Origin of the sequence: Pelagibius sp. CAU 1746, assembly GCF_039839785.1 — a bacterium.
Classification (GTDB): Bacteria; Pseudomonadota; Alphaproteobacteria; order Kiloniellales; family Kiloniellaceae; genus Pelagibius.
In genome coordinates this window covers 1,601,722-1,618,125 of sequence record NZ_JBDOQT010000001.1, presented here as the reverse complement: position 1 = coordinate 1,618,125, position 16,404 = coordinate 1,601,722, and the positions used below count along the sequence as shown (strand labels likewise).

The following is a 16,404-nucleotide window of genomic DNA, read 5'->3' as shown; positions in this document are numbered from 1 at the left end:
CTAGCATTCTGACCAACGGTGGAGACAAGGGTCTTGGCTGACTTTAATCATGTTGTGGAGCGTCAACCTGTCCAGGCGCCAGGTATAGAAGGCCATGCCTCATTCAGGCCGCCTCTCTTCTGGCGATTGCTCTTTGTGCCTTTGCTCGTCTCTGAGGGCGGAGATACTTCAGTAGAACCTCTCCCCACATTTCCGCCAACAAGGGCGGCACCGCGTTGGCGACTTGCGTGAACCTAGGTACCTCTCGTGCGCGCCGGTCTCCGCCTGTGGTATACTTCCCATGAAAGGAGAACCAATCAGGAAAGGTCTGGAGACGTGCATTCTCGCGCACTGTCAACGTACGCGGTTCTGAATAGTGTAATAGGTCGTCCGGCATGCTGGTGATCGTTGGTGAGACTTTCGCAGGGTCCAACACACGTGTTGCCATCTTCTTGATGCCGTAGCGCTCCCGCATTTCGCGATTGATTTGCACGTCGAGGCGGTCCGATTTCTTGCATTCGTCAATAATCTTGGCGAACCGTTTGACTATGTGTGGCCTGTGCTTTGCCAGACGGGTATCTGAGATAGGACCGTCGTATCCGTCGCGCATCAGGCGTTGGAAATTTGTGCGTGGCTTGGTCGTGCGAACTGCGTCGTAGCCCTTCGAGTCAGGGCATTCCCAGGTTCCTGCGCGCGCAACTTCGAGATCGGAAATCGCTTGCTGGCAGCTTACCTTTGCGCGAAGGCGCCTAGCCGACAAGAAGTCATCCTTTGCAGATTGGAGATGAGCAAAAGGATCGCCGCGGTTAGGTAGGTCGAGGTCATTTTTGAGAATGCCTACAAGGAAGAAACGCGGTCGTCGCTGAGGCACGCCATATGCGGAACACGGAACCGTGTCTTTGTAGACATGGTAGTTTTCTTCGAGGCGCGCGATGAGCTCGTTTGCGAAATTTCGTCGAGAGGTCGAACTGCTACTTGCCGCGAAGTCATAAGTAATGCCCTTCACGTTCTCGATCAGCACGATCCGGGGTTGTACCAAGTCGACAAACTCGAGGTATCGCTCGACGAGCCGATTACGAGGGTCTTTGTGGCGTCGCCTGCCGGCGCTAGAGAAGCCCTGGCAAGGCGGCCCCCCTGCAAGAAGATCAACCTGGCCGCGAAGCTTGGACAAGCGCTCGTAGTGCGCCGAAATAAGTTCCTCGATAGCCCAGGGCTTTTGCTCTAACCAACTCGCCCAGTTGTAGCCGTAGCGCGCGTTTGGCCCAAGCAAGTTGGATTGCAACGTGTCAAATGCGAAAGCGTCCTTCTCGACGGCAAATAGGCCGCGCCAGCCTGCTCGAAGGAGGCCAAGGCTCAATCCACCGCAACCCGCAAAGACATCGATGAACACCGGATCCCGATTAACGGCACGCCTACTCATCTACCTTTGCCTTTCCCGAGAAAGGCCGCAAGTCAGCAGAGTCCTCTCCACAAACAGGTTCCCCCGAAGCGACTGCAAAAACGATTCGACCAAACTACCATTCGTCCATTCGGCGCAGACGGCCAACGATGGAACGGGATGCCGAATCTTCCCACAACAGTGTCGCAGAATGCCGAATCGTCTAGGGGTAGTTCAACCAAGAAGAATATATCAGGCGAAGAACAGAATGGGAACGTTTGCTGTAACACTTTGACTTCACCAATTGTTGGCGCCCTACCGCTGTCCACGTGCTCTGAGACCAGCATAAACCTATGGATTGCAACTGATACGCCTAAAGATTGATTTTACATAGATACATTTAACCCTAGATGTAAGCGCCAGGAAATTCTCAGCATTTTCGAGAGGCAGATCCAACTCCCCTCAAAAACACCTCCAAGGCAAGCCTGTAAGCTCCCAAATGTGAGAAGTGAATTTAGTTGCCAGCGATGACAGGTGACAGATGATGACATGGATTTCTGGAAACTCTCTCATGAGCAAGACATGAGCTACTTCCCGATTTCCTGTATCACCCCTGTCACCCTGTCACCCCAGGACAAGAGAAAAGGTCACGCTTCAGTTTGGTCTTTCAGCCGAATCCCATACCAGCGCCGCTCGCTCTTCGTCCTGCCCTGTTGTAGACCACGGCCACCAAGTCGCTTAGCAAACTCTGACTTCGGAAGAGGGGTCTCGACAGTCTCGACACACCAGTCCTCGTATGCAGCGTAGAGCTCTTTCGAAGGGCTGAAGCGCTCAGGAGCCAGCTCACAGCAATCGTCAATGAACTTAGCCACCTGATCCGATTCGGCTCGGTACTCCTTGGTCGCTGCGCGCACTTTCTCGGGAGGCTGAAGCCCATCATTCTGCCACGCCAAGCACCCCTTAACTGCCCAAGCCAAGATGCCCTGCTGCTCAGCTCTTAACTTCTCAGGCAGACCCTTGTCCCTCTTTTCCAGAGGGAACGTCACGTCAAAAGGAATGAGGTGAATTCGCCGCCAGATCCCTTCATCAGTACCTTCGATGTTCGGCTTCCGGTTCGTCGCAAGGAAGATTTTGAACTGAGGAACGAACTCGAACTCCTGCTGATAGAGGTAGCGGGCGGTAATCGGATCTCCTCCGGTCATCTGCTTGACCAAACCTTCAGCGAACTTGTGGTTCGCTTCCGACTCTGACGTTACGACCAACCTCGCCCCAGCAAGTCTCGCGATGTCCGACCGCGCCCCTTCGGAGCGTCGGACCATGAGGCTTTCTGCCTGCGCCTGACGAGCATAGGGGTCGAGGATATCCTTGATCGCGTTCAAGAATGTCGTCTTGCCGTTAGCGCCCGTCCCGTGCAGCAAGAACATGCATTGCTCGGAAGTGCTACCAGTCAGCGTGTAGCCAATCACCCTCTGGAGGTAGCTGACGAGTTCTTGATCACCGCCACAGACACCGTCCAGGAAGTTGTTCCACTTTGGACACTCTGCCTTCGGGTCGTAGGAGACCGGAACGATCTTAGTGATCAGGTCTGCTGGGCTATGGGGTCTCAGCGCTCCTGTCTTGAGGTCCAAGGTGCCGTTCTCACAGTTCAGTAGCCACGGATCGCTATCGAGTTCATCCGCTCCTACAGCCAAGTGGGGCTTTGCCAGTTCAAGCATGCTCCGGAGCTTTCGCTGATCGAGGGTTTGCGTCATCCACCTTGAAACCTGCTGCTGGTTTTCTGGTAACACCTGGTTGCGAAGATAGCCGCCATAGTCCCAGACGAGCTGTTGCCCCACCAGAATCACCTGATCTGTGGTGTCTTGCTTCCACTGTTTACCCATCCATAGATACCAACAGCCATGCTCATAGCAGTAGCGTGCCCTGCTTGAGCACTTTTGGGCAAATAGAAGGCCATTGTGTGAATCTGAGACCGGGAGCTCTCCCGAATCGGAATTCATCACGGAATGAGATACTCTCGAAGCGGAAATCACTGACACCTTCAACCCAAGCCAGTCCTGGACACAGCTACAGGATCGATCACCAATCAGTTCGGCCAACCGAGAAGGTCCGGCAACTGGCTCACCGCGAGCCAACCTAGCGACGGTATCGGCAATGCATCTCTTCCGGTCCTCGACATCCTCATCCTCTGCAGCATGGCACACAGCTTCAACGAACTGGACGGCGTTTTCCGAAGACCAACCGCCCTTGAGCAACGTGCCTGAAAGAGCCAATGCAAGATCATGCCGAGAGCCCTTAGCCCAATACTTGGCGATTAGGGATGCAGCTGCGCACTTCCTGACGGCAGATAGCAGGTCGTCTCTTGAGACGTGAGCAGGATCACCCTTGCAGTCGAACTCGACTCTCTCACCTGAAGGATGAACCGAACCCGGAAAGACGGTCTGGCTACCATTGGCCCTGTACTCCAACAGCATTCCCGCACCATCAGGGCCACTGAATGCGGTCCGGTCGCCGCAATCCGTCACCCTGTAGAGCCAGTGGCTCTTTGGCTTTGAGGAACGACCGAAGATCGCTTCAGTTGGGGGTAGGAACGCGGGAGCTAGCCGAATCGCTTCCTCGCAGTCGAGATCGATATCGACAAGTCCTCCAGACGCTTCGCCGAGGTTGATGCCAATATTCATCTGCTCTGCTCGGAAAGCTGCTTCGAGCTCCTTACCGTCAAGCGCAAGCTCTCCCCAGCCCTTCAGGCGAGGAGCCTTGTCCTTGTATGGAATTGGAATGGGCCGGTAGCCCATAGACCTGTAATGCTTGGCCCATTCGAGGGCCGTCTTGGGTGTTTGTACGTAGTCAGCCGGTTGGCTGTAGGCGGGAGTATATGTAGGGACTAAACTACTGGTCTCTCTCACTTTTTCCTCGTGATACAATATCGGCGCCATCCAGTCAGCCACTAAACGAGAGACCGAATGGCGCATCGCGAGAAGGTGAACCTTCTGCGTGACCAATAAATATGACCTAGAACACCAGACTACAATTCTTGAACGAAACTTTATGACTCCTATATAGGGATTTGCGAAAGATCGTTCCTGTAACGTGGCGAAATCAATATCTTGAATGGGCGACCCAGTCTCGGACTAGGTCCTGAAGATCTGGCGCACTCTCGAAATGCTTGGCTTAACGGTTTTCAGAAAACCGAGCCTGGGGACAACTTGAGTATCTATCTACCCAGGAGGCTGAATGGCGCAGCCTTTAAAGCGGCGGACGGTCTGGCTGAGGTACTTAACGGCTTGGTTTGATCAAGCTGGTTCAGTCGATCCGAGGTCTCCGACAGGTACTTAACACTTTCAAATCAGGAATTTTATGGGGAGCCCATGCATACTATACCCCGGGTACCCGGGTGGCCCCTGCGCCCCCTCTCCAACAGGCGAGGTGGCACACTCCTGTCACACCGCCTGTGACGGTTCGCGCCCAAAAGCCTTGTCTGCGAGAATCTGGAAAGAGATAATCAGGTCACCAGCACGGGGTATGTGCCTAGAAAACCTTGACTATCTGCGGGAGAAAATGGTGGGCGTACAAGGACTCGAACCTTGGACCCGCTGATTAAGAGTCAGCTGCTCTACCAACTGAGCTATACGCCCCCATGAAGGGTGGCCCGAGAGGTCTCTCTGCCCGCCGAAATCCTTGGAAAACCTTGGACTTAGCCCCGAGGAGGGGGTCGACAGTAGCGGGCCGGAAAACGGCAAGACCGCCGGGATGCGGGGTGATAGCAAGTCACGGCCCCTTTGTCGAGGCCCCAGGTGCGAAAAATCTGCAAAAAAAGGGGCATTCCGGCGGTGACCCGCGGGGTGGCTTCCTGGGGCGGTTCCCTGGAGTGCCCCCTAGACCTCCGCCGTGCCGCGGCGGGAGATGCGGATATCCCGGTGGATGTAGCAGGACATGATCAGGCCCATGGCGATCATCACCGTCAGCAGCACCGTGCCGCCATAGGAGACCAGGGGCAGCGGCACGCCGACCACCGGGAAGACGCCCATCACCATGGCCATGTTGATGGAGACGTAGAGGAAGAGGTTGGTGGTCAGCCCCAGGGCCAGCAGGCGCGCAAACTGGTTCCGCGCCCTGAAAGAGATGGCGAAGCCGTAAGCCAGGAGCAGGAAGTAGAGACCCAGCAGGCCAAGGCTGCCGACCAGGCCGAATTCCTCGGCCAGCATGGTGAAAATAAAATCGGTCTGCTTCTCCGGCAGGAAATTCAGGTGACTCTGGGTGCCCTGCATGAAGCCCTTGCCGGTGACCGCGCCGGAGCCGAAGGCGATCATCGCCTGCAGGCTGTGGTAGCCGGCGCCCAGCGGGTCGTTCTCCGGGTTCAGGAAGGTCAGCACCCGGGCCTTCTGGTAGTCGTGCAGGAACTGCCAGCCGATGGGGATCGCGGCCAGGCCAGCGACGATCACCAGGGCGAACTTCCACCAGCGCACGCCGGCGGCGAAGAAGACCGCGCCGGCGGCCAGCAGCAGCATGCCGGCCGTGCCCAGGTCGGGCTGCTTCAGCACCAGGCCGGCCGGGGCGACGGCCAGCATGATCGGCAGGATCAGGTAGGTCGGCCGGCCGATGTCCTCGTTGGCGATGCCGTGGAAATAGCGCGCCAGCGCCAGGATCAGCGCCACCTTCATCATTTCCGAAGGCTGCAGGCGGATGATGCCCAGGTCGATCCAGCGCTGGGCGCCCATGCCGATGGTGCCCATCACCTCCACCGCCGCCAGCAGGCCGAAAGCGGCGAAGTAGATCAGATAGGCATAGCGGAACCAGAAGCGAACATCGATCAGCGCCACGGTGAACATCAGCACGAGGCCGAGGCCGAAGCGGATCATCTGGCGCGAGGCCCAGGGCGACATATCGCCGTTGGCCGCCGAATAGAGCATGGCGAAGCCGACGCCGGCGATGAGGCAGAGCAGCAGCACCATGCCCCAGTTCAATTGCCAGAACTTCTGCCGCAGGGTCAGTTCCGGATTGCGCCGGGAGAGGAAGATATCCACCGCCATCAGCCGCGCTCCACCACCTGCGTCGTGGCTATGATGGGCAGGGAGCGGCGCCCGGCCGGATCGCGCTGCTGGGTCTCCAACAGGATGTCGCGGGCGATCGGCGCCGCCACCGCGGACCCGCCGCCGCCATGCTCGACCACCACGGCGCAGCAGTAGCGCGGCTTGTGCACCGGCGCGAAGGAGACGAAGAGCGCATGGTCGCGCCGCCGCCAGGGAAGCTGCTCGTTCTTGGTCACGCCGGCGGCGCGCTCGGCCATGGTAATGCGGCGCACCTGGGACGTACCGGTCTTGCCCGCCAGTTCCATGCCTTCTTCCTGGATCCGCGCCCGATAGGCGGTGCCGCGCGGGTGGTTGCTGACCGCGTCCATGGCGTCACGGACGATTTTCAGGTGGGCCTCCGGCAAATCCAGCGGGGCGAAGTCCGGCGCCGGCGCGGCCGCCTCCCCCTCCGGCAACTGGGCGTTGGCGCGCACGCCACGGGTCAGGCGCGGCGTCACCTGCCTGCCGCTGGCGATGCGCGCGGCCATGGTGGCGAGCTGCAGCGGCGTCGTCAGCACGAAGCCCTGGCCGATGGAGGCGACCAGGGTCTCGCCGCCCTGCCAGGCCTCGCCGATGTTGGCCAGCTTCCAGTCTCGGGTCGGGATCACCCCGCCCCGCTCCCCGTTCAGGTCGATGCCGACCTTCTCGCCCAGGCCGAACTGATTGGCCATGGCGGCGATGTTGTCGATGCCGACCTTGCGGGAGATTTCGTAGAAGAAGACGTCGCAGGAGTGCTGGATGCCCTCGTGCATGTCCACCCAGCCGTGCCCGTGGCGCTTCCAGCAGTGGAAGCGGGAGCGGCCGAGGGTCATGTACCCTGGGCAGAAGACCTTCTGATTGGGATTGATGCCGGCCTTCAGCGCCGCCAGGGCGACGACCATCTTGAAGGTCGAACCCGGCGCGTACATGCCGGCGATGGCTTTGTTGGTCAGCGGGTGCAGCGGATCGTTGATCAGGTCGTTCCACTGCTTGTAGGTCAGGCCGATATTGAAGGCGTTGGGATCGTAACTGGGCACGGAAGCCAGGGCGAGCACGTCGCCGTTCTCGATGTCCATGACCACCGCCGAGGCGCTCTTCTCGCCCTGCAGGCGCTGATGGACGAAGGTCTGCAGGCCGCCGTCGACGGTCAGAACCAGCTCGTCGCCGGGCTTGCCCTCCTCGCGGTTCAGCTCGCGGATCACGCGGCCGTAGGCGTTGACCTCGATCTGGCTGGTCCCGGCGTTGCCGCGCAAGGCCAGGTCGTACTTCTGCTCGATGCCGTTCTTGCCGATACGGAAGCCGGGCAGCTCCAGCAGCGGATCGCCGGTCAGGTCCCGCTCGGCCACGGCGGCGACATAGCCCAGCACGTGGGCCATGGAATCGGCGAAGGGATAGTCGCGGATCTGGCCCATTTCGATGGTCACGCCCGGTAGCTCCGGCCCGTTCACCTCGACCCGGCTGACCTCGTCCCAGGTCAGGTTCTCGCGCACGGTCACCGGGACGAAGCCGCGCTTGCGAGAGACCTCGCGCAGCACCCGCTTGGTGTCGTGCTCGTTCAGTTCGATCAGCCGCGACAGCGCCATCAGCACCTTTTCGACGTCGCCGGCATGTTCGCGCACCAGAACGACGCGGAAGTTCTGCCGGTTGGAGGCGAGCGGCAAGCCGAAGCGGTCGAGAATACGCCCGCGCGGCGGCGGCAGCAGGCGCAGGTTGATGCGGTTGTCCTCCGCCAGAGTCTTGTAGCGGTCGGACTCGATCACCTGCAGGTAGTACATGCGCCCGGCCAAGCCGGCCAGCAGCAGGGTCTGGGCGCCGCCCAACAGCAGGCCGCGGCGCGAGAAGGCTCTTTGGCGTTCGTTGTCTTCGTTCTTCTGCAGCATCGCCGGTCCCGCCCTTAGCGCTGGAACAGCCGCTGGCCGCGCAGGAAAACCCACGCCAGGCAGGGATAGAAGGCAAGCGTCACGAGATACTGGAAGAACACGGGATCGGGGCTCAGCAGCGCCGTCATGGCGATGCAGGTCAGCAGCCAGGTCACGGCCAGCGCCGCGGCGGCGACCAGCATGAAGGCGACCCAGATGACCGCGAAGGAGGCCGCCAGGAAAAAGCGATGCTGCCAGACGACCAGGGCGTGAGCCACCAGCAGGCCGATGATGCCCGGCCCGATGACGCCGCCGGTCAGCACGTCCTGGACCAGGCCGATCACGAAGACCGCCCAGATGGGCATGAGATCGGGGCGGTGCACCGACCAGAAGAACACCCCGATCAGCGCCAGCGCCGGCACGATGGGCGAGAGGTCGGCGACGTGCAGCGGCAACAGGGCGAAGAGGACCAGCAGCAGCGTCACGAAGAAGGGGGAGATACTGCGGGCCACGACGTCGAGGCGGTGCCAGACGCCCTCATCCTGCCTCACTGCGCCGTCCCGGCCGCCGCCGCCGCGCGGGCCGCCCCCACCTGTGCTTCGAAGTCCAGGATGCCGGTCATCTCGTAGTCGACGATGCGCAGCATCTCCATGTGCGACCAGTCGACGAAGGGCTTGACCCGGATGCCCTTCTCTCCGACGCCGGCGACCACGCCGATAGGCAGGCCCGGCGGGAAGACCCCGCCGTGACCCGAGGTGGTCACCCGGTCGCCGAGTTGAACCTTGGCCGTGGGCCCGAGGTAGAGCAGTTCAGGCGCATTGGTGTTGTCGCCGGCCAGCACGGCGCGGTCGCGGCCGTCGCCCACCACAACCGGCACCCGGCTGTTGATGTCGGTCAGCAGCAGCACCCGGGCGGAGCGTTTGCCGACCTCGGCGATGCGTCCGGCCAGGCCGTCGGCGGTGACGGCCGCCTGGCCCTTCTCCACGCCGTCGCGCTCGCCGGCGTTGATCAGCACGGTGCGCACGAAGGCGCCCCCGGGATCGCCCACGACGCGGGCGCTGATATAGGACATGGCCGGGTCCGGCACCATGCGGTTGAGCGAGCGCAGGGCCGCGTTCTCCGCCTCCAGGCGGCGGGCAACGGCCTGCCACTGCAGCAGGCGGGCGTTCTGTTCCTTGAGGGCCAGGTTCTCGCTGCGCAGATTGGCCAGGGCCTCGGCCTGGTCGATCACGCCGCTGAAGGTCTTGACCGGCTGCGATACGGCATTGAGGATCGGCGTCACCATGTCGGTGACCGCGGTGCGGGTTTCCTCGACGACGAAGCTGTTGGTGCGCCCGATGAGCATCAGGCCGAAAGCGGCCCCCACCAGGAGCAGAAGCGCGAAGCGGCTCGCCCAAGCCTTCAGGGGCGATGCTACGCGGATTTCTGAGCCGGTCGGTTTGTTCACAGGACCTCCTGTCGCTGCAGCCCCCCAACCAGGCCATCAAGCGACCGATTCGGGCTAAGTTACCGAACCATCACACCAAATACAAATGAAGAAAGCATTGACCCCTAATAGACCCTTAATATCCGAGTGGCCTCAATACATGGAGATCAGCACGTTCTTCAGGACTTTCATTTCCTCGAGGCAGCGGCCGGTGCCCAGCGCCACGCAGGACAGCGGATCGTCGGCGATGGAGACCGGCAGGCCGGTGGAGGCCCGGAGCACGTAGTCCATGTTGCCGAGCAGGGCGCCGCCGCCGGTGAGGACGATGCCCTTGTCGACGATGTCGGCGGCCAGTTCCGGCGCCGTGTGCTCGAGAGCGACCTTCACCGCCTCGACGATGGCCCCGACCGGCTCGGCCAGGGATTCGGAGATCTGCCGCTCGGAGATGATCAGTTCCTTCGGCACGCCGTTCATCAGGTCGCGGCCCTTGATCTCCATGGTGCCGCCCTCGCCGTCTTCCGGCGGGCAGGCGGAGCCGATTTCCTTCTTGATGCGCTCGGCGGAGCCTTCGCCGACCAGCAGGTTATGATTGCGGCGGATGTAGGCGATGATCGCCTCGTCCAGCTTGTCCCCGCCGACACGTACGGAGCGCGAGTACACGATGCCGCCCAGCGAAAGTACGGCCACCTCGGTGGTGCCGCCGCCGATGTCGACGACCATGGAGCCGGTCGGCTCGGTCACCGGCAGGCCGGCGCCGATGGCCGCGGCCATGGGCTCCTCGATCAGGAAAACCCGGCGCGCACCGGCGCTTTCCGCCGATTCCTGGATGGCGCGGCGCTCAACGGCGGTGGAGCCGGAGGGCACGCAGACGATGACCTGCGGGCTGGCGAAGGAGCGGCGATTGTGCACCTTGCGGATGAAGTGCTTGATCATCTCCTCGGCGACTTCGAAGTCGGCGATGACGCCGTCGCGCAGCGGGCGGATGGCCTGGATATTTCCCGGCGTACGTCCGAGCATCATCTTGGCCTCGTCACCGACGGCCAGGACCTGCTTCTTGCCTTTCACTTCGGCGATCGCCACCACCGAGGGCTCGTTGAGGACGATACCGCGGCCCTTCACGTAAACCAGGGTGTTCGCGGTGCCGAGGTCGATCGCCATATCGGCGGAGAGCATGCCGAGCAAACCAGAAAACATGGATCCAATCGCCTTTTCTTCAATCCATACACGTGCCGCGGCGCCCGCGGCGGTTCGAACCCGAAGCCTGGATCAGGCCGACATCACCTGGGGTGCCGTCTTTTCCCGCTTCACCAGTAATTTGTTCAGCGCGTTGATGTAGGCCCGCGCCGAGGCCACCAGGGTATCATGATCCGCGCCCTGGCCGTTTACCGTTTTACCATTCTCTTCCAAACGGACCGTTACTTCCGCCTGCGCATCGGTACCTTCGGTCACCGCATGGACCTGATAGAGCTGCAGGCCGGCCTCGTGGGGGAAAAGCTGCGAGATCGCCGCGAAGGTGGCGTCGACCGGGCCGTTGCCCGCGGCCTTGGCCGCCTTGGCCTCGCCGTCGATCTCCATCTCCAGCTCGGCCGTCTGCGGGCCCTTGGAACCGCAGACCACCTGCAGGGAGACGAAGCGCAGCCGGTCGTTGTGGCGCAGCACGGCGTCGTCGACCAGGGCGATGATGTCCTCGTCGTAGACGTCCTTCTTGGCGTCGGCCAGGTCCTTGAAGCGGACGAAAGCGTCCTGGATCTCGTTGTCGTTCAGGGTGAAGCCCAGCTCTTCCAGCTTGGACTTGAAGGCGTGGCGCCCGGAATGCTTGCCCATGACCAGGGTCGAGCGGCTGAGGCCGACCGATTCCGGCGTCATGATCTCGTAGGTCTCGGCATTCTTCAGCATGCCGTCCTGGTGGATGCCGGATTCATGGGCGAAGGCGTTGGCGCCGACGATGGCCTTGTTGGGCTGCACCGAGAAGCCGGTAATGGCGGAGACCAGGCGCGAGGCCTTGGTGATCATCTCGGTCTTGACGCCGGTCACATAGGGCATGGCGTCGTGGCGGGTGCGCAGCGCCATGACCACCTCTTCCATGGCCGCGTTGCCGGCGCGCTCGCCGATGCCGTTGATGGTGCACTCCACCTGACGGGCACCGGCCTGCACGGCGGCCAGGGAGTTGGCGACGCCGAGGCCCAGATCGTTGTGGCAATGCACCGAGATCACCGCCTTGTCGATGTTCGGCACCCGGTTTTTCAGCATGGCGATGAGGGCGTGGAACTCCTCGGGAACGGTATAGCCCACGGTGTCGGGAATGTTGATGGTCCCGGCGCCGGCCTTGATCGCCGATTCCACGCAGCGGCAGAGGAAATCGTGCTCGGTGCGGGTGCCGTCCTCGGGCGACCACTCCACGTCGTCGCAGAGGTTGCGGGCGTGGCCGACGCTGTCGATCACCGCCTGGTGCACCGCCTCCGGCTCCATCTGCAGCTTGAACTTCATGTGCAGCGGGCTGGTGGAGATGAAGGTGTGGATGCGCGGGGCGGCGGCGCCCTCCAGGGCTTCGGCCGCGCGGTCGATGTCGCGCTGGGTGGCGCGGGCCAGACCGGCGACGCGGGCCGCCTTGACCGCGGCGGCCACCGCCTGGACGGCCTCGAAGTCGCCCTTGGAGGCGATGGGAAAGCCGGCCTCGATGACGTCGACGCCCATTTCCTCCAGGACGTGGGCGACCTGCAGCTTTTCCTCGAGGTTCATGGAGCAGCCCGGCGACTGCTCGCCGTCGCGCAGAGTGGTGTCGAAGATAAAGACGCGCTCCCCGGCGGATTTACCGCCGGTCGCGTCCTTCTTCGCCTGGGCCTGCTTGCTCGCCACTGCCTGTTACACCCTTGCCTCGGGCCGCGGGCCTGCGCGGCCGCCACGTCCCGTCAAATTCACGTTCCCCGAGCCACCGGCCCGGTTGACCGGGGCGGCGGAGAGCGGCGGAAGAAAAGCTGGGCGCACGGCCGATCCTAGAGGCCACGGGAAGGGTCACTGCTTCTGCCGTCCCCCTTCCGGAGGCCCCCTATCGGAGGGGTCGAGACCCTCGACCTGTCGCGCCGTGTCCCGTCTTCAGCGCAACGGCCCCTGCACGGGACCACCATTCGGTTCAGAAGCGTGGTTAACGCCTACTTTTCTAAACCCCACTCTTGAGGTTAACAATATCTAATTTGGAAGCGTTAAGAATTGCTGAAGTCCAGGCGCTTCCTACGTTTTTTCCACGCAGGAAGGTTTTCCCCAGGTTGCGGAAAGGCAGCGGCCTCGCCCTCCGCCCGGGGCCGGCAAGGCGTCGCCCGGCGGACCTTCATCCGGCAGACCGCCACTCGAAGCGAGGGCCCGCCCCGCCGTCAGGTCTCGCGCGGCGCCTCCGGCAGGGCCCAGCCCGCCTGCCTGTGTCGATAGAGCGTGTAAACCGACCAGGCGATCAACAGCGCGCCCAGCAGCGGCCTGACCAGGCCTTCCATCATGAATAGGGGGATGGAGAGCGCCAAACTGGCCGCCGGAACGTAGAACAGCGTCCAGACCCGCGCCGTCCGCATCCGCTGGTACCAGGGGAAGGCCGCCGAAAACAGAGCGACGATCAGGAAGAACAGCGACCAGGGCCGGGTGATGAAGAGGGTCAGGTCGTCGCTGATGCCCAAGGCGCGGGACAGGTTGAGCTCCGCGATATTGCCCAGCACCACGCCCAGTATGATGGGCGCGAGGGGAAAGCCGAACAATTTCATCACATAGCCGATGATTCCAAAGGCGAAGAGCACCCAGATGTTGAACGTGACGTTGCCCAGGGCAAAGACACCGATGGCGCAGTACATCAGGATCACCGCCGCCAGGAAATACATCGGCATGCGCACGATCCACAGAAAGGCCCGCAGGCAGAACGCCTGCATGACGATCATGATGAAGTGCGCCAGGAAGAAGGCGACGAAGATCGCATAAGCCAATTGCGGATTGTCGGAAATGAAGGTCGGGCTGGGCTGCACGTTGTGGATCAGCAGCGCCCCCAGCATGACCGCCGTCACGATGTCGCCGGGAATGCCCAGCGCCATCATGGTGATCAGCGCGCCGCCGGCCGTGGCGTTGTTGGAGGCTTCCGGCGCGATGATGCCCTCGGGCGAGCCGTTGCCGAAGTCCTGCGGCCGCTTGGAGGCCTTCTTGGCCTGGTCGTAGGCCAGGATGTTGGAGATCGAGCCGCCGGCCGCCGGCAGAATGCCGGTAAAGACACCGATGAAGGCGGAACGCACCAGGTTCAGCCAATGGGTCAGGATCGTCCGGACCGCCGCCAGGTGCTCGACACGGACCGCCTTGGCCGTGCGTTCCATCAAGGGCCGGCGCGCGCGCTCCGGATCGCGCACGTCGCTCAAGAGCTGAGAGAAGGCGAAGAGACCGACCAGCACCGGCAGGAACTCCAGCTTGTCCTGCAGCACCTCGGTGCCGAAGTTGAAGCGCGCGACTCCGTTGATGTCGTCCTCGCCCATGGTCGAGATCAGCAGTCCCAAGAGGCCGGCGATGATGCCCTTGGTCAGGTTCTCGCCCGACAGGCTGGCTGTGATGGTCAGCGCGAAGATCACCAGGGCGAAGAAATCCCAGGGGCCGAACTCCAGCCCGATGCGGGCAAGCTGCGGGGCCAGCAGGACCAGAATGATGGCGGAGATGATGCCGCCGAAGAAGGACGACCAGACGCCGAGGCCCAGCGCCAGGCCGGGCTTGCCCTTGCGCACCAGGGGAAAGCCGTCGAAGACGGTGGCGACGGACGACGGCGTGCCGGGAATGCCGGTCAACATTCCCGACATAAGCCCGCCGGAAAGCCCGCCGACGAAGACGCCGATCATGGTGGCCAGGCCCTCCACGGCGCTGAGGCCGAAGGTGAAGGGCAGCGTAAGGACCACCGCCATGGTGATGGTGAAACCGGGGATCGAGCCGGCGATCAGGCCGGCCGTCACGCCCACGAACATGAGAATGAGGTTATAGGCGGAGAAGACTTCGCCGAAGGCGCCCCAGAGCGGTTCGAAACCCATGACTACGCCCCGCGCCTAGTAGATTCGCAGCAGCTCGCCTTCCGGCAGGAAGACGCGCAATCCGAAGGTGAAGATGGCCCACATGGCGCCGACCGAGCCGATCGCGACCGCCGCATGCAGCACGACCAGCGAGAGCCTGGGCCGCCCCAGGAGCGTCAAGGCCAGGAAGACGAAGAGGATGCCGCCGAGCAGCATGCCGAGGTAGTCGAGGGTGATCAGAAAGCCGAAGAACAGCGCATAGCAGATCAGCGCGTTGCGGTAGCGCAGGCACCAGCCGAGGATTCCGCCCTCCGCGGGGACCGGCGCCTCCTCTTCCTGCTCGGCCGCTGCGACTCGTCCCGTCACGGCCTGCCAGAGGTAGACGAGCGAGGCCAGCGTCAGGACGCCCAGGACGAGTTGCGGCCATGCCCGAGAGTTCATGGAAGCATAGTCGGTCAACCTGATGTGGGCCGATTCCCAGAGAAAGACGCCGCAGAACAGCAGCAGCAGCAATGCCACCACGACATCGCGATTGATCCGAGACAACGCCTGCCTCCCCTTGCTTTCACGCCTGCTGAGTTGTCGCAGCTTCTGCGGCAGGCTGCCCTGTGGTCAAATTTCCCGACAAGACGCGCTCGGCGCCGGCCCGGCGAAGAGCGGGAGCCGGGAGTTTTCCCGGCCGCCCTCTCCGCCGGCGCTCACGCCCAGCACCAAGTGCCGCCTATTCGCCCTTGTAGAGGCCCACTTCCTTGGCGATGCGCTTCCACCTGCTGAAGGTGTCCTCGAAGTAGGCGGTGTACTCGGCCGGGTCGAGGTAGACCACCTGGGTGCCCTTGGCTTCCATCTGCGCCAAGACCTCGGGGTCTTCCGCCGCCTTCTTGAAGACCGACGCGTAGTGGTCGATCAGTTCCTGGGGCGTGCCCTTGGGCAGCATCACGCCGCGGTCTGTTCCATAGACCATATCGTAGCCCTGCTCGTTCAGCGTCGGCACATCGGGGATCTCGGCGTTACGCTCCGGCGTGGTGATGCCCAGAGCCTTCAGCTCGCCGGTGGTGATGTACTTCTTGGCAGCGGCCAGGTTGATCTCGCCCAGCTCGATGTTCTTGGCCAGCAGCGCGGTCATGCGCTCACGGGTGCCGTCATAGGAAACATGCTTGAACTTCACGCCCGCCGCGTCTTCCAGCAGCAGGAAGACGAAGTGGCTGGTCGAGCCCAGGGTGCCGCCGGCAACGATCTCGCCCGGCTTTTCCTTGGCCGCGGCCACCAGCTCGTTGATGTTGTTGTAGGGCACGTCGGGGTTGGCGCCGAAGATCGCCGGCGTCCGGGTCAGCATGGAGACCGGCTCGAAAGCGTCCCAGGTAAAGTCGACGCGCCCGTTCAGGAAAGACGTGATGGCGCTCTGGTGAATGGCGAACAGCGTGCAGCCGTCGGCCTTGGCCTTGACCGCTTCCTTGGCGCCCTTGTTGCCGCCCTGGCCGCCGATGTTGACGACCTGCAGCTCCGGATCGGCGCCGTGCTTGTTGGCCGCGTCCACGAAAACGCGGAAGATGACGTCGGTACCGCCGCCGGCGCCCCAGGGCACGATCAGCTTGGCGGTGCGGCAGGGAATGTCGACCGCCGCGGAAGCCCCGTTCGGCACCGCGCCGGCGGCGACCGCCGCAAGCAGCCCCGCCGCACCCAGCATCGTTTTGCTCTTCATCAT

General features: G+C 62.5%; 11 protein-coding genes and 1 tRNA gene. All 12 read right to left on the bottom strand.

What is annotated here, in order from left to right:
• Window positions 1-103 precede the first annotated feature (103 nt).
• On the bottom strand, window positions 104-1,399 hold the full coding sequence (locus AAFN88_RS07670) for a DNA cytosine methyltransferase (protein WP_347519551.1): 1,296 nt from the start codon (window positions 1,397-1,399) through the stop codon (window positions 104-106).
• Window positions 1,400-2,004: 605 nt separating this feature from the next.
• Complete coding sequence (locus AAFN88_RS07665; RefSeq protein ID WP_347519549.1) at window positions 2,005-4,290, bottom strand: phage/plasmid primase, P4 family; 2,286 nt, start codon at window positions 4,288-4,290, stop codon at window positions 2,005-2,007.
• Window positions 4,291-4,913: 623 nt separating this feature from the next.
• Window positions 4,914-4,989 (bottom strand) — tRNA-Lys (locus AAFN88_RS07660).
• A 240-nt stretch (window positions 4,990-5,229) separates the two neighbouring features.
• Entirely contained in the window at window positions 5,230-6,384 is a 1,155-nt protein-coding gene (gene rodA, locus AAFN88_RS07655) for a rod shape-determining protein RodA (protein ID WP_347519547.1), read from the bottom strand.
• Window positions 6,384-8,282 (bottom strand): penicillin-binding protein 2, encoded by a 1,899-nt coding sequence (gene mrdA, locus AAFN88_RS07650; RefSeq protein WP_347519544.1) that lies wholly within the window; start codon window positions 8,280-8,282, stop codon window positions 6,384-6,386. Before mrdA ends, rodA begins: the two co-directional genes overlap by 1 nt.
• Before the next feature lie 14 nt (window positions 8,283-8,296).
• Window positions 8,297-8,812, bottom strand: a complete 516-nt coding sequence (gene mreD, locus AAFN88_RS07645; RefSeq protein WP_347519543.1) for a rod shape-determining protein MreD — start codon at window positions 8,810-8,812, stop codon at window positions 8,297-8,299.
• Window positions 8,809-9,708 (bottom strand): rod shape-determining protein MreC, encoded by a 900-nt coding sequence (gene mreC / locus AAFN88_RS07640; protein WP_347519542.1) that lies wholly within the window; start codon window positions 9,706-9,708, stop codon window positions 8,809-8,811. Before mreC ends, mreD begins: the two co-directional genes overlap by 4 nt.
• 132 nt (window positions 9,709-9,840) lie before the next feature.
• Window positions 9,841-10,881, bottom strand: coding sequence for a rod shape-determining protein (locus AAFN88_RS07635; protein ID WP_167223262.1), 1,041 nt, complete (start codon window positions 10,879-10,881; stop codon window positions 9,841-9,843).
• A 72-nt stretch (window positions 10,882-10,953) separates the two neighbouring features.
• Entirely contained in the window at window positions 10,954-12,543 is a 1,590-nt protein-coding gene (locus AAFN88_RS07630) for a 2-isopropylmalate synthase (RefSeq protein ID WP_347519540.1), read from the bottom strand.
• 512 nt (window positions 12,544-13,055) lie between these two features.
• On the bottom strand, window positions 13,056-14,723 hold the full coding sequence (locus tag AAFN88_RS07625; protein ID WP_347519537.1) for a tripartite tricarboxylate transporter permease: 1,668 nt from the start codon (window positions 14,721-14,723) through the stop codon (window positions 13,056-13,058).
• A 15-nt stretch (window positions 14,724-14,738) separates the two neighbouring features.
• Window positions 14,739-15,248 carry a tripartite tricarboxylate transporter TctB family protein gene (locus AAFN88_RS07620; protein ID WP_347519536.1) on the bottom strand — a complete coding sequence of 170 codons (510 nt, stop codon included), beginning with the start codon at window positions 15,246-15,248 and terminating at the stop codon, window positions 14,739-14,741.
• A 175-nt stretch (window positions 15,249-15,423) separates the two neighbouring features.
• Window positions 15,424-16,404, bottom strand: a complete 981-nt coding sequence (locus AAFN88_RS07615) for a tripartite tricarboxylate transporter substrate binding protein (RefSeq protein ID WP_347519534.1) — start codon at window positions 16,402-16,404, stop codon at window positions 15,424-15,426.

Coding starts and splice junctions, on each gene's coding strand:
- AAFN88_RS07670 (WP_347519551.1), bottom strand. CDS start 1,399: ATGAGTAGGCGTGCCGTTAATCGGGATCCGGTGTTCATCGATGTCTTT.
- AAFN88_RS07665 (WP_347519549.1), bottom strand. CDS start 4,290: ATGGCGCCGATATTGTATCACGAGGAAAAAGTGAGAGAGACCAGTAGT.
- rodA (WP_347519547.1), bottom strand. CDS start 6,384: ATGGCGGTGGATATCTTCCTCTCCCGGCGCAATCCGGAACTGACCCTG.
- AAFN88_RS07635 (WP_167223262.1), bottom strand. CDS start 10,881: ATGTTTTCTGGTTTGCTCGGCATGCTCTCCGCCGATATGGCGATCGAC.
- mrdA (WP_347519544.1), bottom strand. CDS start 8,282: ATGCTGCAGAAGAACGAAGACAACGAACGCCAAAGAGCCTTCTCGCGC.
- AAFN88_RS07625 (WP_347519537.1), bottom strand. CDS start 14,723: ATGGGTTTCGAACCGCTCTGGGGCGCCTTCGGCGAAGTCTTCTCCGCC.
- AAFN88_RS07615 (WP_347519534.1), bottom strand. CDS start 16,404: ATGATGAAGAGCAAAACGATGCTGGGTGCGGCGGGGCTGCTTGCGGCG.